This window comes from Streptomyces sp. NBC_00572 (assembly GCF_026341815.1).
Lineage (GTDB): Bacteria > Actinomycetota > Actinomycetes > Streptomycetales > Streptomycetaceae > Streptomyces.
In genome coordinates, this window is the sequence record NZ_JAPENX010000001.1 from 4,517,869 (window position 1) to 4,537,071 (window position 19,203).

14 protein-coding genes are annotated in these 19,203 nt (G+C 72.3%); 9 read left to right on the plus strand and 5 right to left on the minus strand.

Annotation, left to right across the window (positions count from 1 at the left end; all coding sequences use genetic code 11):
• The first annotated feature begins 3 nt into the window (after positions 1 to 3).
• Both OG514_RS21005 and OG514_RS21010 read left to right on the plus strand, forming a co-directional pair.
• Positions 4 to 201 (plus strand): hypothetical protein, encoded by a 198-nt coding sequence (locus OG514_RS21005; RefSeq protein WP_266896991.1) that lies wholly within the window; start codon positions 4 to 6, stop codon positions 199 to 201.
• 7 nt (positions 202 to 208) lie between these two features.
• Positions 209 to 3,265 carry a helix-turn-helix transcriptional regulator gene (locus OG514_RS21010; RefSeq protein WP_266896993.1) on the plus strand — a complete coding sequence of 1,019 codons (3,057 nt, stop codon included), beginning with the start codon at positions 209 to 211 and terminating at the stop codon, positions 3,263 to 3,265.
• On the opposite strand, the gene OG514_RS21015 is transcribed toward OG514_RS21010, so the two are convergent.
• The 3 genes from OG514_RS21015 to OG514_RS21025 form a co-directional block, all read right to left on the minus strand.
• Positions 3,149 to 3,472 carry a DUF6191 domain-containing protein gene (locus OG514_RS21015; RefSeq protein WP_323181576.1) on the minus strand — a complete coding sequence of 108 codons (324 nt, stop codon included), beginning with the start codon at positions 3,470 to 3,472 and terminating at the stop codon, positions 3,149 to 3,151. The two genes, OG514_RS21010 and OG514_RS21015, sit on opposite strands and share 117 nt — an antisense overlap.
• Positions 3,473 to 3,480: 8 nt before the next feature.
• Positions 3,481 to 4,629 (minus strand): sorbosone dehydrogenase family protein, encoded by a 1,149-nt coding sequence (locus tag OG514_RS21020; RefSeq protein WP_266896995.1) that lies wholly within the window; start codon positions 4,627 to 4,629, stop codon positions 3,481 to 3,483.
• Between the two features lie 112 nt (positions 4,630 to 4,741).
• Positions 4,742 to 5,764: an aldo/keto reductase gene (locus tag OG514_RS21025; protein ID WP_266896997.1), complete on the minus strand. Its 1,023-nt coding sequence runs from the start codon at positions 5,762 to 5,764 to the stop codon at positions 4,742 to 4,744.
• A 75-nt stretch (positions 5,765 to 5,839) separates the two neighbouring features.
• On the opposite strand from OG514_RS21025, the gene OG514_RS21030 reads away from it, so the two are divergent.
• The 7 genes from OG514_RS21030 to OG514_RS21060 all read left to right on the plus strand — a co-directional run bounded on the left by OG514_RS21030 (position 5,840) and on the right by OG514_RS21060 (position 16,815).
• On the plus strand, positions 5,840 to 6,805 hold the full coding sequence (locus OG514_RS21030; protein ID WP_266896999.1) for a 2-hydroxyacid dehydrogenase: 966 nt from the start codon (positions 5,840 to 5,842) through the stop codon (positions 6,803 to 6,805).
• 950 nt (positions 6,806 to 7,755) lie between these two features.
• The gene (locus OG514_RS21035; RefSeq protein ID WP_266900910.1) at positions 7,756 to 10,527 is read left to right on the plus strand and encodes a bifunctional diguanylate cyclase/phosphodiesterase; all 2,772 of its coding nucleotides are present in this window, start codon (positions 7,756 to 7,758) and stop codon (positions 10,525 to 10,527) included.
• Positions 10,528 to 10,742: 215 nt separating this feature from the next.
• A complete protein-coding gene (locus OG514_RS21040; protein ID WP_266897001.1) occupies positions 10,743 to 12,593 on the plus strand; it encodes an acetolactate synthase large subunit in 1,851 nt (616 codons plus the stop codon).
• Positions 12,594 to 12,634: 41 nt separating this feature from the next.
• Positions 12,635 to 13,162, plus strand: a complete 528-nt coding sequence (gene ilvN, locus OG514_RS21045; protein ID WP_266897003.1) for an acetolactate synthase small subunit — start codon at positions 12,635 to 12,637, stop codon at positions 13,160 to 13,162.
• A gap of 133 nt (positions 13,163 to 13,295) precedes the next feature.
• Positions 13,296 to 14,297 carry a ketol-acid reductoisomerase gene (gene ilvC, locus OG514_RS21050; RefSeq protein ID WP_266897005.1) on the plus strand — a complete coding sequence of 334 codons (1,002 nt, stop codon included), beginning with the start codon at positions 13,296 to 13,298 and terminating at the stop codon, positions 14,295 to 14,297.
• 272 nt (positions 14,298 to 14,569) lie between these two features.
• Positions 14,570 to 16,159, plus strand: a complete 1,590-nt coding sequence (gene serA, locus OG514_RS21055) for a phosphoglycerate dehydrogenase (RefSeq protein WP_266897007.1) — start codon at positions 14,570 to 14,572, stop codon at positions 16,157 to 16,159.
• 77 nt (positions 16,160 to 16,236) lie between these two features.
• The gene (locus tag OG514_RS21060) at positions 16,237 to 16,815 is read left to right on the plus strand and encodes a TetR/AcrR family transcriptional regulator (protein ID WP_266897009.1); all 579 of its coding nucleotides are present in this window, start codon (positions 16,237 to 16,239) and stop codon (positions 16,813 to 16,815) included.
• A gap of 67 nt (positions 16,816 to 16,882) precedes the next feature.
• On the opposite strand, the gene OG514_RS21065 is transcribed toward OG514_RS21060, so the two are convergent.
• Together OG514_RS21065 and OG514_RS21070 are read right to left on the minus strand one after the other, a co-directional pair.
• Positions 16,883 to 18,055 (minus strand): DUF1266 domain-containing protein, encoded by a 1,173-nt coding sequence (locus tag OG514_RS21065; protein WP_266897011.1) that lies wholly within the window; start codon positions 18,053 to 18,055, stop codon positions 16,883 to 16,885.
• Positions 18,052 to 19,200, minus strand: a complete 1,149-nt coding sequence (locus tag OG514_RS21070; protein ID WP_266897013.1) for a DUF1266 domain-containing protein — start codon at positions 19,198 to 19,200, stop codon at positions 18,052 to 18,054. Before OG514_RS21070 ends, OG514_RS21065 begins: the two co-directional genes overlap by 4 nt.
• Positions 19,201 to 19,203 lie beyond the last annotated feature (3 nt).

Consider the following 19,203-nt stretch of genomic DNA (forward strand, 5'->3'; position numbering starts at 1 on the left):
CCGATGTTCGAGTACGAACTCCACCGCATGAACCACGCCCAGCTCGTCCGTGAGGCCGCCGCCCAGCGTCTGTCCCACGAGGCCGCCGAGACGGTCGGCTCCGCCCGGGGCCTGCGCCGCCTCGGCCGCCGGAGCGGCAGCCAGGACGCGGAGGGGCGGGTGAGTGACGGCGGACGTGGCCGCTTCGTCCGGGCCGCGTGACCCCCGTATGAGCGACGCCGCGGATGCCTGTGCGATGCTCGGCGCCGTGGAGACCAGGTCAGTCAGTCCCGTCTTCGTCGGCCGCGCCGGCGAACTCACCGCCCTCACCGAGGCGCTCTCCCGCGCGACCGCGGGAGAGCCCCAGGCCCTGCTCATCGGCGGCGAGGCGGGAGTCGGCAAGACCCGGCTCATCGAGGAGTTCCTCGACACGGCCTGCGGACAGGGCGCCGTCGTCGCGCTCGGCGGCTGCGTCGAACTCGGCGCCGACGGCCTGCCCTTCGCCCCCTTCGCCACCGCACTGCGCTCGCTCCGCCGCCGGCTCCCCGACGAACTCACCACCGCCGCCGACGGCCAGGAGGCGGAACTCGCCCGGCTGCTTCCCGAACTGGGCGACCCCGGCAGCCACGACTCCTCCGACGAGGACTCCACCGCCCGTCTGTTCGAACTGACCGTACGGCTCCTGGAACGGCTCGCCGCCGACCGTACGATCGTGCTCGTCCTGGAAGACCTGCACTGGGCCGACGCCTCCACCCGGCACCTCCTCACCTATCTCCTCCGCACCCTGCGCCGCGGCCGGATCGTGGTCGTCGCCAGCTACCGCGCCGACGACATCCACCGCCGCCACCCGCTGCGCCCCCTCCTCGCCGAACTCGACCGGCTCCGCACCATCCGCCGCATCGAACTCGCCCGCTTCACCCGCACCGAGGTACACCGCCAGCTCACCGGCATCCTCGCCGCCGAACCCGACCCCGGCCTCGTCGAGGAAGTCTTCGAACGCTCCGACGGCAACGCCTTCTTCGTCGAGGAACTCGTCGTCTCCCACGAGGCCGGCTGCGCCCCGGGCCAGCTCAGCGACTCCCTGCGCGACCTGCTGTTGGTCCGGGTCGAGACGCTCTCCGAGGACGCCCAGCGGGTCGCCAGGATCGTCGCCGAGGGCGGTTCCACCGTCGAGTACGGACTGCTCGCCGCCGTCGCCCGGCTCGGCGAGGACGAACTCATCGAGGCCCTGCGGGCCGCCGTCGGCGCCAACCTCCTGCTCGCCGTCCCCGACGGCGACGGCTACCGCTTCCGCCACTCCCTGGTCCGCGAGGCCGTCAGCGACGACCTGCTCCCCGGCGAACGCTCCCGCCTCAACCGGCGCTACGCCCAAGCCCTGGAGTCCGACCCCACACTCGTCCGGGCCGACGAACGCGCCAACCGGCTCGCCACCTACTGGTACCACGCGCACGACCCGGCCAAGGCCCTGCCCGCCGTCCTCCGCGCCTCCGTCGCCACCCGCAAGCGCCACGCCTACGCCGAGCAACTCCGGCTCCTCGAACGCGCCATGGAACTCTGGGACGAGGCCCCCGACGAGACCCGCGGCTCGCTCCGGCCCATGGACTACGCCGAGGCCTACCCGGCCTGCGGCTGCGACCCCGAGACCGCCGCGCTCAGCTACCTCGACCTGCTCGCCGAGGCCGCCGTCGCCGCCCGGCTCAGCGGCGACCGCGAACGCGCCCTGAAGATCTGCAAGACGGCACTGCGCCTCCTCGACAGCGCGGAGTCCGACGACCCCCTGCGTGCCGCCTGGTTCTGGACCGAGCGGGCCCGCCTCCAGTCCAACCTCGGCCGGGGCGACGGCTGGGAGGAGATCGCCCGCGCCCAGGAACTCGTCAAGGGCCTTCCCCCGTCCGCCGTCCACGCCGTGGTCCTCGTCGGCGCCGCCGGCTGGGGCATGCTCCGCAACCCCGGCCCCGACGCCCTCACCGCCGCCGAACGCGCCGTCGAGTACGCCCGGCTCGTCAAGGCCGAGTCGATCGAACTCAACGCCCGGCTCACCCTCGGCACCCTCATGACCGCGGCCGGCGACGTCGAGGCCGGTCTCGCCGAGATGCACGCGGTACGGGAACGGACCACGGCCCTCGGCCAGTTCACCGAGACCGCCCGCGCCCACATCAACATCTCCTCCGCCCTGGAATCCCTCGGCCGCTCCCGCGAGGCCGTCGAACTCGCCGACGACGGCATCCGCGTCGCCCGCTCCTACGGACTCGTCGACAGCATCGGCTGGGTCGAGGCCAACCGGGCCGAGTCCCTCTTCTCCCTCGGCAGCTGGGACGAGATCGGGGAGATCGCCACACGGTTGCTCCGCTCGGCCACCAGCAGCAAGCCCCGCGGCTCGGCCTCCCTCCGCCTCGCCCAGCTCGCGGTCGCCCGCGGCGAACTCGACGCGGCGCGCGGCCACCTCGCCGAAGCCCGCACCGCCTACGGCAGCCGCGACACGATCCCCCAGTACGTCCTGCCCATGGCACAGGTCGAGATCGCCGTGGCCGCCGCCGAGGGACGCGTCGAGGACGTCCGGACCCAGCTGGCCGCCGCCGAAGAGGCGGGCTTCCCGCCCGGCACCCACCGCTACGGCTGGCCCCTCGTCCTCACCGCCGTCACCGCCGAGGCCGACAGCCGGGGACTGCCCGCCGCCGACGAGGGCCGCGCCGAGGCGCTCGCCGTCGTCCGCCGCAGCGTCCGCCGCCTCGCCACCCCGGCCCCGGTCTGGGAGGCCCACTCCCGGCAGGTCTCCGAGGAGATCGCCCGCGCCGAGGGCCGCGAGACCGCCGCCCGCTGGGCCGAGATCGTCGCCGCCTACGAACCGCTCGAACGCCCGCACCAGCTGGCCCGCGCCCGCCATCGCCTCGCCGACGCCCTGCTCGTCGAGGGCGGCCGCCGCGAGGAGGCCACGGCCCTGCTCCGGCAGGCCCACGCCACCGCGGTCGGCCTCGGTGCCCGTCCGCTCCGCGAGGACGTGGAGCTGCTCGCCGCCCGCGCCCGCCTCTCCCTGACCCCGGAGAAGCAGGCCCCGGCACCGGCGGAGCCCGGGGACGACACCTTCGGCCTGACCCCCCGCGAGCAGGACGTCCTGGGCCTGGTCGCGGCCGGCCGCACCAACCGTCAGATCGCCGAGGAACTCTTCATCTCACCCAAGACGGCCAGCGTCCACGTCTCCAACATCCTCGCCAAGCTCGGCGTCGCCGGCCGGGGCGAGGCCGCCGCCCTGGCCCACCGCCTGCACCTCCTCGACACGCCCCTCTGACCCACCGGGCCCGCCGTCGGCCGCCGCGTCCCCCGCCGCCGGGCGGGGGGCCCGTATCGTCACGCGGCCCGAGGTGAGGTCTATCGGCCCGCGCGACGGGTCGGCATCGCCCGGGTCCTCCCTGGTCAGGGCCTGCCTGCGCAGCTCCTCCTCGGTGTGCCTGCGGCCGGGAGCGAAAAGCTCCGCCAACGGGTCGAACACGGTCACCAGCTCCTTCAGCTCACCTCCAGCCGGAGGATCCTGTCGTCCCCTGGCCCGGGCGTGCCCCGGGTGTCGGTTTCGCTGGTCACCAGCCAGAGCCGCCCGCCGCCCCCTGCGAGGACCGTGCGCAGGCGTCCGTACTCCTCTGTCAGGAACGCCTCGGGGTCCCCTGAGCGTTCCGCGCCGGAGAGCGGAACCCGCCACAACCGCTCGCCTCTGAGCCCTGCCATCCAGATCGCGCCCCGCGCGAACGCGATCCCACTGGGGGAGGCCTCCGAGGTCGGCCACTGGGCCACCGGGTCCACGAACCCGGCCTTTCCTGCCTGCCCCTCGGCCTCCGGCCAGCCGTAGTTCTTGCCGGGCTCGACCAGATTCAGCTCGTCCCAGGTGTTCTGCCCGAACTCGGCCGCCCACAGTCGACCCGCCGCGTCCCAGGCGATCCCCTGCACATTGCGGTGCCCGTACGAATAGACCACCGACCCGGGGAAGGGGTTGCCCGGCGCCGGCTTGCCCTCCGGCGTCATCCGGAGGATCTTCCCGCCCAGCGACCTCCGGTCCTGGGCCAGACCGGTCCGGCCCGTCTCGCCCGTCCCCGCGTACAGCATCCCGTCCGGTCCGAACGCGATCCGTCCGCCGTTGTGCACGATCCCCTTGGGGATGCCCGTCAGCACCGGCTGAGGCGCGCCGAGCCGGTCGCCTTCCGCGCCCCCGTACCGCATGCGCACGACGCGGTTGTCCGACTCGGCGGTCAGATACGCGTACACCCAGCCGTCGTGCACGGCGAGGCCCATCAGCCCGCCCTCACCACCGGGCACCACCCCCGGCACCTCGCCGAGCGAGGTCTTCGCTCCGGTCCGTCCGTCGACCTTGGTGATCGTCCGCTCGTCCCGCGAGGAGACGAGCAGATCCCCGCCGGGCAGTTCGGCGAGCCCCCAGGGCGACTTCAACCCCTCGGTGAGCGTGCCCGACACCGTCACCCGCCCACCCGCGGAGGCGGTGGCGGACCCGGACGGGCCGGCCGAGACGGTGGTCGGCGCGGACGCCGGCGCCGACGTCGGCGGGGACGCACCCGGCCGATCCTCCGCACCCCCCGAGGAGCAGCCCGCCACCAGGACCAGCACGGCGGCGCCCCACAGGGCCTTCACAACTGCAGGACGGCTCATGGCACGGTCCCCTTCGACGAGTCGAGCGGCATCCCTTCATCCTTGATACACCGCCCGACGCGATCAGGTTCCCGACCGCCGCGACAACCCTCTCCCGAGACCCGTGAGGTCCTCAGTCCCAGGACCCCCGGGGCGCCGGCAGCGCCGCGATCTCCGCCAGGTCCGCCGCCGTCAGCCGCAGCCCGGCCGCCCCGGCGTTCTCCACGGCCCAGCGCTCCCGCTTCGCCCCCGGCACCGGCACGACGTGCCGCCCCCGGCCGAGCACCCAGGCGAGGGCCACCTGGGCCGGGGTGACCTCCGCCCCGTGCCGCGCGGCCACCCGCCGCAGACCCGCCACGAGCGGCTGGTTCGCCGCCATCATCTCCGCGGTGAACCGGGGATGCCGGGCCCGTGGGTCGTCCGGTTCGAAGCCGCCGCCCGGGGTCAGCGTCCCGGTCAGGAAGCCGTTCCCCAGCGGCATCGCCGCCAGGAAGCCGACGCCCCGCGCCGCGCACCACGGCAACAGCCGCACCAGCGCCTCCTGGGACCACACCGACAGTTCGGCCTCCACCGCCGCCACCGGGAACACCTGCTGGATCCGCTCCAGTTGGCGGATCGTTCCCTCGTATCCGTCACGGCTGACACCGGTCGCGCCCCGGCGGGCCGACCGGCTGCCGACGGCGCACAGCCCGAGCGCCCGCACCTTGCCCGCCGAGACCAGCTCGGCCATCGCGCCCCAGGTCTCCTCGACCGGCACCTCGGGGTCCGCCCGGTGCAGCTGGTACAGGTCGATCACATCGGTCTGGAGCCGCCGCAGCGAGGCGTCGCAGGCCCGACGCACGTACCCCGGCCTGCCGTTGGCGACCACGTGCCGACGTCCGCCGCCGTCACCGACGAGCAGTCCGCCCTTCGTCGAGACGAAGACCTCCGCCCGTCTCTCCTTCAACACCCGCCCCAACAGAAGCTCGTTGGTGAACGGTCCGTACATGTCGGCGGTGTCGAGCAGGCTCACCCCGGCGTCCAGCGCCGCGTGCACGGTCCGCAGCGAGCGGTCACCCCGCTGTTCCGAACGGCTGTACGCCCAGTTCATCGGCATGCACCCCAGGCCGATCGCACCCACGTCGAGCGCCGTCGCCCCGATAGTCCTGCGCTCCACCTGCCGGTACCCCTCCCTGTGCCGTCCCCCAAAGTAACCAATGGCGCACGGGATTCTTCGCATAGCCTCCCGCTCATGAGATTCCAGGACACGACCGCTGACGTGTGGCTTCCGATTCCCGCGGACGAGATCGACGATCTCCCCGAACCGGGCGCGTCGGGCCTGAACTACCGCTTCTGGGACGGCGGACCGGAGTTCCCGGCCGACCCGGCGCGCTGCTCCTTCTACGTCGTCCCGTACATGAAGGGCTCCGAGATCGCCGTCCGGCCGCTGGCCGCGATGACCTCGATCCGGGCCGTGCAGACCCTGTCCGCCGGCATCGACCACGTCACCCCCGGCATCGACTCGCTGCCCTCCGGCGTCGCAATCTGCAACGCGAAGGGCGTCCACGAGGCCAGCACCGCCGAACTCACCCTGGCGCTGATCCTGGCCTCGCTGCGCGGTATCCCCGGCTTCGTGCGCGGCCAGGACGCCGAGGAGTGGCGGGCCGGCTTCTACCCGGCCCTCGCCGACAAGTCCGTCCTGATCGTCGGGTACGGATCGATCGGCGCCGCCATCGAGGACCGGCTCGCGCCCTTCGAGTGCGCGCGGGTCATGCGCGTCGCGCGCTCCGCGCGCACCACAGCGCGCGGCGAGGTCCACCCGCTTGCCGAGCTGCCCGCGCTGCTTCCGGATGCGGACGTCGTCGTGCTCTCCACGCCGCTCACTCCCGCGACCAGGCATCTCGCCGACGCGGGGTTCCTGGGCCGCATGAAGGACGGGGCCCTCCTCGTGAACGTCGCCCGGGGGCCCGTCGTCGACACGGCCGCGCTGCTCAAGGAGGTCGAGAGCGGCAGGATCACGGCCGCGCTCGACGTCACCGACCCGGAACCGCTGCCGGCCGGGCACCCGTTGTGGCACGCTCCCGGTGTCCTGATCAGTCCCCATGTGGGAGGTTCCACTTCTGCCTTCATGCCGCGGGCGAAGCGGCTGATCGCGGGACAACTACGGCGGTTCGCGGCGGGCGAGGAGCTGGCCAACGTGCTGCTCACCACCGGCTGAGCCGCGCCCGGGCCGCCACGGGGGCCGCGACGAGGCCGCGACCGGCGATGGGCCGTCCGGACGGCTGTGATGGGCCGGTCGGGTGGTACGCGCCCCCGACACGCGCCGCCTGCAAGCCCCTTGGCCGTCACGCAGAGTACTGCGACCCTGTCCCTGAGTGACCGTCCTGGTGTATCGTCCCGGAGCGGGGGGACTGCGTCGAGTACGGGCTGACGCTGGGGAGCGACGTGACGGGTCATCAGATTCCGAGGGGGGCGACGGGTGAAGCACGGCCGAAGGACCGACGATCCGACGCGGCGACGCCGCCGCCGGCAAGCCTTCCGCGCCTCACCACCGGCCTCGCGCATTCCGTGCCGGACCAGGCCGCGCCACACCGCGCGCCCCGCGCCACCGAGCCGCCGGGCGCCGGACCGGAGGGCGGGACGGACGCCGGTGCGCAGGCCGGGCAGGGCGCCGGACCGTGCACCGGACCGGACTCCCGAGCCGAAGGCCACGGTGCCGAACCACCGGGCCCCGGCGATCCTCAGGGGAGCCCCGCGCCCCATGGCGCCCACGCGCCGAACCACGCCTGCGCGGCCTCCGGCGCCGCCGTCCCGGAACCGCTCGCCCCTGGCGTTCGGAAGCCGGAGCCGGGCGTCGTGCCGGAACCGCTCGCCCCTGGCGTACGGAAGCCGGAGCCGGGCGCCGTACCGGGGCCGACCGCCCCGGTCGGGCGGAAGGCCGGTGCCGTACGGGACCCGGCAGGCCCCCACGACTGCGACGGGCACGCACCCGGGCGCGCCGACGAGCCGCGGGCGCGCCCGCACGAGGTGGCAGGGTGCGGTGGCCCGGCGCCGGAGGGGCCGGTGAGCGCGCCCGGGGCGGTCCTCACGCGCCGCCCCGTCAGCGGCGGCGGCGACTCCGGCCATCGGGACGCCGGGCGCCCCGGCGCCGGCGGCGTCCTCGCCCAGATCGCCCTGGGGCTGATCTGCGCGGGCTACACGACCGGCGCCTCGCTCGGCTGGGGCTCACCGGGACTCGCGCTCTTCATGGGTGACTTCGGACTCAGCGCCGCCGCCCTCGCCGCCGCGGTCTCCTGCTTCCTCTACGGCCGCGCGCACCGCGGCAGCGCCCGCCCCGCCTGGCTGCTCTTCGCCTTCTCCTCGTTCATGGCCTCCGCGGGCAACGCCGTGTGGGGGTGGTACGAGGTCGTGCTCCGCACGGAGGTGCCCGACTCCTCCGTCGCCGACCTCTTCTTCTTACTCTTCGCGCCGCCGGCCATCGTCGGCCTCCTCGTCCTGGCCAAGAAGCCCGTCACCCGGGCCGGCTGGGTCTGCCTCGGACTGGACGCCTGGCTCATCGGCGGCTCGCTGCTGACGCTCTCCTGGAGCCTCGCCCTCGCCCGTACCGCCCACTTCCAGGAAGAGTCCGTCTCCCAGGCCGCGCTGTCGCTCGCGTACCCGCTGCTCGACATCGTGCTGGTGAGCATGGTCCTGGTCCTGCACTTCCGGCGCTCGCAGGCGAACCGCTCGGCGACCAACACCGCGATCGCCGCCCTCGCCCTGACCGTCCTGTGCGACGCCCTGTTCACCTCGCCGCTGCTGCGCGAGAACTACGCCTCGGGACAACTGCTCGACGCGGGCTGGTTCGCCGGCTCCCTCCTGCTCGCCTACGCGCCCTGGGGGGTGCGCCGTCTCCCGGACAGCGCCGCCCCCGCGCGCGGACCGTGGCTGCACAGCAGGCCGGTCGCCGGCTCGCTCGCCGCCCTCACTCCGTACCTCGCCGCGGCGGTCTGCACCCTCGGCATCCTCTACAACGTCGTGGAGGGGCGCAGGGTCGACCGTGTCGTCGTCCTCGCCGGCTGCACGGTGGTCCTCGCCCTGGTCGTACGGCAGGGCATCATGCTCCTCGACAACATCGCCCTGACCCATGAACTGGCCCAGAAGGAGAACCACTTCAGGTCACTCGTGCAGGGCTCCAGCGACGTCATCATGATCGCCGCGCCGAACGGGATACTCCGTTACGTCAGCCCGGCCGCCTCCGGGGTGTACGGACGGGACGCGGAGGAGCTGATCGGCTCCGAGCTGGCCTCGCTCATCCACCCCGAGGACCTCGGCGCCGTCGTCCACGAGGTACGGCGCTTCCTGGCCGTCTCGCCCGCAGAGGAGCCCACCACCCGGATCGAGTGCCGTTTCCGCTCGGGCCATGGGGGCACCTCCCGCTCGGGCGAAGCCGAGAGTGGGGGAGACTGGCTCAACGTCGAATCGACGGTCAACCGTCACCAGGGCGGCCTGATCTTCAACAGCCGTGACGTCACCGAACGGGTGCGACTCCAGGCCCAGTTGCAGCACAACGCCGAGCACGACCCGCTCACCGACCTGCCCAACCGGGCGCTCTTCACCCGGCGGGTCCGGCAGGCCCTCGGTGGCCGCCGCGCCTCCGACCCGGGCACGGCCGTGCTCTTCATCGACCTCGACGGCTTCAAGGGCGTCAACGACCGCCTCGGCCACCAGGCGGGGGACGACCTCCTCGTCCAGGCCGCCCGCCGCCTCCACGACTCCGTGCGCGCCGGGGACACCGCCGCCCGGCTCGGCGGCGACGAGTTCGCCGCCCTCATCCTCGGCGACGGCGGCCGCGACCAGGCGGCCCGCCGGAACCAGGTCCAGGAGATCGCCGACCGTCTCCGGCTCACGCTCTCCAGGCCGTACCGCGTCGACGGGGGCAGGAACGAGGTGCGGGTCGCCGCCTCCATCGGCGTCGCCTTCGCCGAGCCCGGCATGGAGGCCGGCGACCTCCTGCGCAACGCCGACCTGGCCATGTACCGGGCCAAGGCGGCCGGCAAGGACCGCGTCGAGCTCTACGCGCCCCAGATGCAGGCCGACGTGGTACGCCGGACGGAACTGGCCGCCCGCCTGCGCACCGCGCTCCACGACGGCGAGTTCGCCCTGCTCCACCAGCCGGTCGTCGACCTCGCCACCGGCCGGATCTCCGCCGTCAGCGCCCAGGCGCGCTGGCGCTCGACCCAGGGCATTCTCTTCACCCCCGCCGAGTACCTCCGGGTCACCGACGACAGCGAGCGCACCGCGGAGCTCGGTCGGTGGCTTCTGGAGGAGGCCGTCGAGCAGGCTGCCGAGCGGGCGGGAATCGGCCATCGCACGCCGGTGTCCATCCGGCTCTCCGCCCGCCGGCTCCTGGACCGCTCGCTGCCGCTCGGCTCGATCGAGTCGCTGCTCACCCGGCACGGCCTGCCGTCGGGCTCGCTGATCGTCGAGCTCGCCGACAGCGACCCCCGCATCCCGCTCGACGAGCTGGAACAGCGGCTGGTCGCCCTGCGCCGTCTCGGGGTGCGGATCGCGCTCGACGGATTCGGCAGCGGACATGTGGCGATCAACGCCCTCCGGAGGCTTCCCGTCGACATACTGAAGCTGGACCGCGGGCTCGTCGAGGGCGTGGTCGAGTCGGCCCGGCTCCGCAAGATCACCCGCGGGGTGCTCCGCATCGCGGGCGAGCTCGGGATGCAGACCGTCGCCGAGGGCGTCGACGTACCGGAGCAGGTCGTCGCGCTGCGGGCCATGGGCTGCAGCCACGCCCAGGGCATGGCCTTCTCGGGCCCGCTCGACGAGTACCGGCTGCGCAGGGCGCTCGTACGGGACGAGTACCCGCTGCCCGGAGCGGTCCCCGTCCGTGTCGGAAACCATCCCCCGTTCCGCTCAAATACTGAGACGCCCGTCCCACCCACTTGACAGTGGTGAGGGCTGAGAGGGAGGGTCAGTGCCATGCGCACCCGAATTCTCGTACTTGGAAAGCGCGTCGGCTGAAGCAGGGCCACCGTAGGCCCCGCTTGAAACGCACCCGACGCGCTCCCCTCGCTTGCCTCACGGCACGAGGGGTTTTTTGTTGCACTGGCTCACCCGAAAATCGTCCCAAACCCTCGTAAAACCCTCTGCTTCGAGAAGAGATGCTGATGACCGACCAGGCCACCGGGCACCATCCGCAGCCGCGGCCCCGTAGCGGCGCTCAGGCCGCCACCGCCGTCGAGCACGTCACGGGCGCGCAGTCCCTCATCCGTTCTCTCGAAGAGGTGGGCGCGGACACCATCTTCGGTCTCCCCGGTGGCTGCATCCTCCCGGCCTACGACCCGCTGATGGACTCGAAGAAGGTGCGCCACATCCTGGTCCGCCACGAGCAGGGCGCGGGCCACGCGGCCACCGGCTACGCCCAGGCGACCGGCAAGGTCGGCGTCTGCATGGTGACCTCGGGACCCGGTGCGACCAACCTCGTCACCCCGATCGCCGACGCGCACATGGACTCGGTCCCGCTCGTCGCGATCACCGGCCAGGTCGCCTCGAAGGCGATCGGCACGGACGCCTTCCAGGAGGCGGACATCTGCGGCATCACGATGCCGATCACCAAGCACAACTTCCTGGTCACCAAGGCCGAGGACATCCCGCGGACGATCGCCGAGGCCTTCCACATCGCCTCCACCGGCCGCCCCGGCCCGGTCCTGGTCGACATCTCCAAGGACGCCCTGCAGGCGAAGACCACCTTCAGCTGGCCGCCGCAGACCGACCTGCCCGGCTACCGCCCGGTGACCAAGCCGCACGCCAAGCAGATCCGCGAGGCCGCCAAGCTGATCAGCGCGGCCAAGCGCCCCGTCCTGTACGTCGGCGGCGGCGTCCTCAAGGCCGGCGCCACCGCCGAGCTGAAGATCCTCGCCGAGCTCACCGGCGCCCCGGTCACCACGACCCTGATGGCGCTCGGCGCGTTCCCGGACAGCCACCCGCTGCACGTGGGCATGCCCGGCATGCACGGCGCGGTCACCGCCGTCACCGCCCTGCAGAAGTCCGACCTGATCGTCGCCCTCGGCGCCCGCTTCGACGACCGCGTCACCGGCAAGCTCGACAGCTTCGCCCCGTACGCCAAGATCGTCCACGCGGACATCGACCCGGCCGAGATCGGCAAGAACCGCACCGCCGACGTCCCGATCGTCGGTGACGCCCGCGAGGTCATCGCCGACCTGGTGCAGGCCGTCCAGGCCGAGCACAGCGAGGGCAACAAGGGCGACTACGCCGCCTGGTGGAGCGACCTGAACCGCTGGCGCGAGACCTACCCGCTCGGCTACGACCTGCCGGAGGACGGCAGCCTCTCGCCGCAGCAGGTCATCCAGCGCATCGGCCAGCTCGTCCCCGACGACACGATCTTCGCCGCGGGCGTCGGCCAGCACCAGATGTGGGCCGCCCACTTCATCGACTACGAGCGCCCGGCCACCTGGCTGAACTCCGGCGGCCTCGGCACGATGGGGTACGCGGTCCCCGCCGCGATGGGCGCCAAGGCCGGCATGCCCGACCGCCCGGTCTGGGCGATCGACGGCGACGGCTGCTTCCAGATGACCAATCAGGAGCTCACCACCTGCGCCCTGAACAACATCCCGATCAAGGTCGCCATCATCAACAACGGCGCTCTCGGGATGGTCCGCCAGTGGCAGACCCTCTTCTACAACCAGCGTTACTCGAACACCGTCCTGCACTCCGGCCCGGACGACATCCAGGCGAACAAGGGCACTCGCGTCCCCGACTTCGTCAAGCTGTCCGAGGCCATGGGCTGTGTCGCCCTGCGCTGCGAGGACCCGGCCGACCTGGACAAGGTCATCGCCGAGGCCAACGCCATCAACGACCGTCCGGTCGTCATCGACTTCATCGTCCACGAGGACGCCCAGGTCTGGCCGATGGTCGCCGCCGGCACCTCGAACGACGAGGTCATGGCCGCCCGGGGCGTCCGCCCCGACTTCGGCGACGGCGAAGACGACTGAAGCGCGGAACGAAGCAGAGCGAAAAGGAAGAGACCCAGACCATGTCCACCAAGCACACGCTCTCCGTTCTCGTCGAGAACACGCCCGGCATCCTCGCCCGGATCGCCGCCCTGTTCTCGCGCCGCGGCTTCAACATCGACTCCCTCGCCGTCGGCATCACCGAGCACCCCGACATCTCCCGGATCACTATCGTGGTCAGTGTCGAGGACCTGCCCCTGGAGCAGGTGACCAAGCAGCTCAACAAGCTGGTCAACGTCCTGAAGATCGTCGAACTCGAGCCCAGCGCTGCGATCCAGCGCGAGCTCGTCCTGGTGAAGGTCCGCGCCGACAACGAGACCCGCTCCCAGATCGTCGAGATCGTCCAGCTGTTCCGCGCCAAGACCGTGGACGTCTCGCCCGAGGCGGTCACCATCGAGGCCACCGGTTCGAGTGACAAGCTCGACGCGATGCTCAAGATGCTGGAGCAGTTCGGCATCAAGGAGCTCGTGCAGTCCGGCACGATCGCCATAGGGCGTGGTTCCCGGTCCATCACGGACCGGTCCCTCCGGGCCCTCGACCGCAGCGCCTGAGAGTCATCGCCTCAGAGTCATCGAAGGTCAACCGGCGGTCCATCCGCCGGTCCGACTGACGAGACCCGAAAACTTTCCTCCCGCTCCCCGCCGTACGGTGGGACGCAACACCAGCACCTCAAGGAGATACCCAGTGGCCGAGCTGTTCTACGACGACGACGCCGACCTGTCCATCATCCAGGGCCGCAAGGTCGCGGTGATCGGATACGGCAGCCAGGGCCACGCCCACGCGCTGTCGCTCCGTGACTCCGGTGTCGACGTCCGCGTCGGTCTGCAGGAGGGCTCGAAGTCCAAGGCCAAGGCCGAGGAGCAGGGCCTGCGCGTGGTCTCCGTCGCCGAGGCCGCCGCCGAGGCCGACCTCATCATGATCCTGACCCCGGACCCGATCCAGGCCCAGGTCTACGAGGAGTCCATCAAGGACAACCTGAAGGAGGGCGACGCGCTCTTCTTCGGCCACGGTCTGAACGTCCGTTACGGCTTCATCAAGGTGCCCGAGGGCATCGACGTCGCCCTGGTCGCCCCGAAGGGCCCGGGCCACCTGGTCCGTCGTCAGTATGAGGAGGGCCGCGGCGTTCCGTGCATCGCGGCCGTCGAGCAGGACGCGACCGGCAGCGCCTTCGCGCTGGCGCTCTCGTACGCCAAGGGCATTGGCGGCACCCGCGCCGGCGTCATCAAGACGACCTTCACCGAGGAGACCGAGACCGACCTCTTCGGCGAGCAGGCCGTTCTCTGCGGTGGCACCGCGGCCCTGGTCAAGGCGGGCTTCGAGACCCTGACCGAGGCCGGCTACCAGCCGGAGATCGCGTACTTCGAGTGCCTCCACGAGCTGAAGCTCATCGTCGACCTCATGTACGAGGGTGGCCTGGAGAAGATGCGCTGGTCGGTCTCCGAGACGGCCGAGTGGGGCGACTACGTCACCGGCCCGCGGATCATCACGGACGCCACCAAGGCCGAGATGAAGAAGGTCCTCGCGGAGATCCAGGACGGCACCTTCGCCAAGGAGTGGATGGCCGAGTACCACGGCGGTCTGAAGAAGTACAACGAGTACAAGACCCAGGACGAGAACCACCTCCTAGAGACCACCGGCAAGGAGCTGCGCAAGCTCATGAGCTGGGTGAACGACGAGGAGGCGTAAGCCTTCCCGGGCTGGGGGTCCCCCCACGCCCCCTGGGGCGTGGGGGAGGGCCGGACGGTGCGTCCGGCCCCTGTCCACATCGTTGGACAGCCCGTCCAACCACGGACGGGTGATCCTTCCAACGAGGCGCATGAACTGCGTCGACGCACCACTACACTGCTCAACAACATTCGCGTTCAGGCCCACAGCGTCGTGCGCTTTCACGCGGCAAGCCCCCTCCACCGCCTGCGGCCGTCGGGACGGCCGTCCGCACTGGATCTGTGAGGACTCACGTGAGCTCGAAACCCGTCGTACTCATCGCTGAAGAGCTGTCGCCCGCCACCGTCGACGCCCTGGGCCCGGACTTCGAGATCCGGCACTGCAACGGCGCGGACCGCGCCGAACTGCTGCCCGCCATCGCCGACGTGGACGCGATCCTGGTCCGTTCCGCGACCAAGGTCGACGCCGAGGCCATCGCCGCCGCCGGCAAGCTGCGGGTCGTCGCCCGCGCCGGTGTCGGTCTGGACAACGTCGACGTCTCCGCCGCCACCAAGGCCGGCGTGATGGTCGTCAACGCGCCGACGTCCAACATCGTCACCGCGGCCGAGCTCGCGTGCGGTCTGCTCGTCGCCACCGCGCGCAACATCCCGCAGGCCAACACCGCGCTGAAGAACGGCGAGTGGAAGCGCTCCAAGTACACGGGCGTCGAGCTGAGCGAGAAGACCCTCGGCGTCGTCGGCCTCGGCCGCATCGGCGTCCTGGTCGCCCAGCGCATGTCGGCCTTCGGCATGAAGATCGTCGCGTACGACCCCTACGTGCAGCCGGCCCGCGCCGCCCAGATGGGGGTGAAGCTGCTGGCCCTGGACGAGCTCCTGGAGGTCGCCGACTTCATCACCGTCCACCTGCCGAAGACCCCCGAGACCCTGGGTCTCATCGGTGACGAGGCGCTGCACAAGGTCAAGCCGTCGGTCCGCATCGTCAACGCCGCGCGCGGCGGGATCGTCGACGAGGCCGCGCTGTTCTCCGCCCTCAAGGAGGGCCGGGTCGCCGGCGCCGGTCTCGACGTGTACGCGAAGGAGCCCTGCACGGACTCCCCGCTCTTCGAGCTCGACCAGGTCGTCTGCACCCCGCACCTCGGGGCGTCCACGGACGAGGCCCAGGAGAAGGCCGGTATCGCCGTCGCCCGCTCGGTGCGCCTGGCGCTCGCCGGTGAGCTCGTCCCGGACGCGGTCAACGTCCAGGGCGGTGTCATCGCGGAGGACGTGAAGCCGGGTCTGCCGCTCGCCGAGAAGCTCGGCCGGATCTTCACCGCCCTCGCGGGCGAGGTCGCGGCCCGTCTCGACGTCGAGGTGTACGGCGAGATCACCCAGCACGATGTGAAGGTGCTCGAACTCTCCGCGCTCAAGGGCGTGTTCGAGGACGTCGTCGACGAGACGGTGTCGTACGTCAACGCCCCGCTGTTCGCGCAGGAGCGCGGTGTCGAGGTGCGTCTGACCACCTCCAGCGAGTCCCCCGACCACCGCAACGTGGTCACCGTGCGCGGCACCCTGTCGAACGGCGAGGAGGTCTCGGTCTCCGGGACGCTCGCCGGCCCCAAGCACCTTCAGAAGATCGTCGCGGTCGGCGACTACGACGTGGACGTGGCGCTCGCCGACCACATGGTGGTGCTGCGCTACGAGGACCGCCCGGGTGTCGTCGGCACGGTCGGCCGGATCCTCGGCGAGGCCGGTCTGAACATCGCGGGCATGCAGGTGGCGCGCGCGGAGGAGGGCGGCGAGGCGCTCGTCGTCCTCACCGTGGACGACACCGTCCCGGCGGCGGTGCTCACGGAGATCTCGGCCGAGATCGGCGCGGCCTCGGCCCGCTCGGTCAACCTGATCTGACGCACCCCCGAAGTTCCGTACCCGGTCGATAGACGCTCGTCTTACACAAGCGTCTATCGGCCGGGTACAGTGCTGTCATGGGACACAAGGAAGACCTGCTCGAAGGCGCCAAGCGCTGCCTCCTGGAGAAGGGGTACGGGCGGACCACGGCCCGCGACATCGTCGCCGCCTCCGGCACCAACCTCGCCTCCATCGGCTACCACTACGGCTCCAAGGACGCCCTGCTCCAGCAGGCGTTCCTGGCGCTCACCGAGGAGTGGGGGGAGCGGGTCGGCCCCGCTGGTGAGGGTGAGGAGAAGCGGGAGCTGCCGGCCGACCCGTACCAGCGCTTCCACGACGTCTGGGAGCAGGTCATCGCCGCCGCCGAGGCGAGCCGGCCCGTCTGGAAGCTCCAGACCGAGGTCGTGACCCGGCTCGACGACGACGAGAAGCTGCGCGACGCCATCAAGGAGCCGCAGCGGGAGGGCCGGCTCGGGATGGCCGAGGGCATGCTCGGCATCGACCCGGCGGTCGACCCGGAGAAGGCCCGGGTCGCGGGGCTGCTCTGTCAGGCCCTGGCGGCCGGCGTCATGATCCAGTGGATGGTGGACCCCGACACGGCGCCGAGCGCCGACGACCTCACGGAGGGGCTCAAGGTCCTGATGGGGGAGCGATAGGGCCGGACACGGCAGGAGTCGTCGCGTCCGGTGCGCCCGGGCCGCCGAGATGCCGGCGGCCGGAGTCTCAGCGCCAGGGGAGGTTCCTCCAGGGGCTGCCCTCGTGTTCCGTCAGGACACGGTGGGCGGCCACGTTCTGCTCGTGGAACGGGCCGTACTCCTCCCCGTCGAAACGCAGCACCCGCCCCAGCGCGTACCCCGCCGAGTACTCCTGCCACGACCCGTAGGCCGACCGGGCCAGCGCCCCCGCGTGGACGATCGCCTGCTCGGCCTCCGGGGGCGCGCAGAAGCGGGCCGACAGACCCCAGCGGGCCAGGTTCACCGCCCTGCCGTAGTCGTACCCGACCGTCTTCCGCACCCGCCCGTCCGGCGGCAGCAGTCCGTCGGCCCGGAACCGGGCCTCGTAGCGCACGATGCGGCGCACCAGCTCCTCCACGTGCAGCACCGAAGCCGGGCCCGCGCCCAGGTCCTGGGCGTGCCCGGCCGCCGTCTCGCGCCACTCGTCGGGCGACGGGAGTGCGCCGCGCGCGCTCCGCAGCTCCGCGCGGACCCGCAGGGCGAAGTCGGGCTCCGGCGGGCTGTTGCGCCCGTCGAGGAGCGCGTCCAGCTGCTTGCGCCACCCCGCCCGGTCGGTGATGCCCCACATGTCGCGGAGGGTCTCCAGCTCGTCGGTGTATCCCACATAGGCCGAGCCGACGTCGTTCCACGGAACCCCGTTGTGGAACGCCAGATGGGCGCCGCAGGCGAGTCCGGAGGCGAGCGGGCCGTGCAGGGGCCCGTGGCGGAGGGCGACGAAGCGGTCGTCCGTACCCCGCTCGTTCTCGGTGTACGCCCGCAGCCACCAGGCGCGGTGCTCGGGCGTGGTGGGCAGCAGCACCTGCCCGGGGGTGCCGGCGTTGACCGCGAGGAGGAGCCGGGCGTCGTTCCAGTGGAACTCGGCGGCCCATCTGAGGGTGATCCGGTGGAACACCCAGTCCGGGTGCCAGGGCGGCAGCATCCCCCGGGTGAGGATCGGGCGGGCGACGAGCCCCTTCGCCAGCTGCCGGGGGCGCCAGAAGACCGTGTCCGGCTGGGCGTCCACCTCGGCCTTGGGGGCGCCGATGAAGAGCTCGGCCCCGGCGAGGGCGCGGAGCTGCCCCGTGTAGTCGCCGCGCAGGGTCGCCTCGTGCAGCAGCTGCTCCGTCTCGGACGGCGGGATCCACGGGGCGGGCCGGGCGTCGGGGTGGTTGCGGGGGCTCATGACCACGGGATGTTCCGGTAGGGGCTCGCAGGGTCCTGGGCGAGGGTGCGGTGGATGGCCACGGACTCCTGGTACATCGGCTCGGGGGCGCCCTCGTCGAAGTGGATCAGGCGGGCGAGCAGATAGCCCAGCGAGAACGCCTCCCAGGAGCCGTACGCCTGCCGGGCGGGTTCGAGGACCCTCAGCAGGGACTCCTCCGCCTCCTGCGGATCGCAGTACCGTGCGCCGAGCGCGAGCCGTACGACGTTCACGGCGCGGCCGTGGTCGAAGGCGGCGAGGGTGTCGACCCGGCCGTTCGGCGGGAGGAGGCCGTCGGCGCGGAACCGTCCCTCGTAGTGCGTGATCCGGCGCAGGAACTCGGCGGCCTCGGCCGGGTCCTCGCCGTAGCGGTCGTCCCGTTCGAACACGGCGTCGACCTCCGTCGCCCACTGCTCGGCGGTGGGAGGTGAGCCGAGGCGCGCGGTGAGCCGGCGCCGTATCCCGAGAACGGACTCGGGGGCTCGGCCGACGAGCCGGGTGGCGATCAGGATCCGCAGTTTCTCCCGGAAGTCGGCCCGGTGGTGGACGGCCCAGGGTCGGTGCAGCCGGGCGACGTCGGTGGGGTAGTCCTCGTACTGGGCGCCGAGCCCGTTCCACACCAGGCCGTTGAGCACGGCGAGGTGCGCGCCGAGCGCGAGGGCGTGCGCGACCGGCCCGTGCAGGTGCCCGCCGGTATGGGTGAGCAGCCGGAGCCGGGCCGGTCCGCCGCCCCGGGTGCCCGCCTCCTGCCAGGCGCGCCGGTCGGCGGTTCGGGCGGGGAGCGCGGCCTCGAACGGGGTGTCCGGGTTGACTGCCAGCCACCACCGGTCGTTCGGCCAGGCCGCGGCGAGTTTGACGAGGGTGGTCTGCTTGAACACCCAGTCCGGGTGCCATGCCGGCAGCATGCCCTCGGTCAGCACCGGTACGACGGTGCGCCGGGCGGCCTTGTCACGCCGGGAGGGGAGGGGTGGCGTGTAGCCGGGCGCGTCCGCGTGCACCCGTGCCTGCAGCACGTAGAGGCGGGTCCTCCCGAGGACGTCCAGGACGGCCGCCCGGTCACCGCCTGCCCCTGCCTCGTACAGCAGCCGTTCGGTGTGCGTCGGTGGTGCCCAGGTCCCCGTGGTCATGGC

Bases quoted from the DNA above. Each gene is read 5' to 3' on its own strand.
- OG514_RS21005 (WP_266896991.1), top strand. From the start codon at position 4: ATGTTCGAGTACGAACTCCACCGCATGAACCACGCCCAGCTCGTCCGT.
- OG514_RS21010 (WP_266896993.1), top strand. From the start codon at position 209: ATGAGCGACGCCGCGGATGCCTGTGCGATGCTCGGCGCCGTGGAGACC.
- OG514_RS21020 (WP_266896995.1), bottom strand. From the start codon at position 4,629: ATGAGCCGTCCTGCAGTTGTGAAGGCCCTGTGGGGCGCCGCCGTGCTG.
- OG514_RS21030 (WP_266896999.1), top strand. From the start codon at position 5,840: ATGAGATTCCAGGACACGACCGCTGACGTGTGGCTTCCGATTCCCGCG.
- OG514_RS21040 (WP_266897001.1), top strand. From the start codon at position 10,743: ATGCTGATGACCGACCAGGCCACCGGGCACCATCCGCAGCCGCGGCCC.
- ilvN (WP_266897003.1), top strand. From the start codon at position 12,635: ATGTCCACCAAGCACACGCTCTCCGTTCTCGTCGAGAACACGCCCGGC.
- OG514_RS21060 (WP_266897009.1), top strand. From the start codon at position 16,237: ATGGGACACAAGGAAGACCTGCTCGAAGGCGCCAAGCGCTGCCTCCTG.
- OG514_RS21065 (WP_266897011.1), bottom strand. From the start codon at position 18,055: ATGAGCCCCCGCAACCACCCCGACGCCCGGCCCGCCCCGTGGATCCCG.
- OG514_RS21070 (WP_266897013.1), bottom strand. From the start codon at position 19,200: ATGACCACGGGGACCTGGGCACCACCGACGCACACCGAACGGCTGCTG.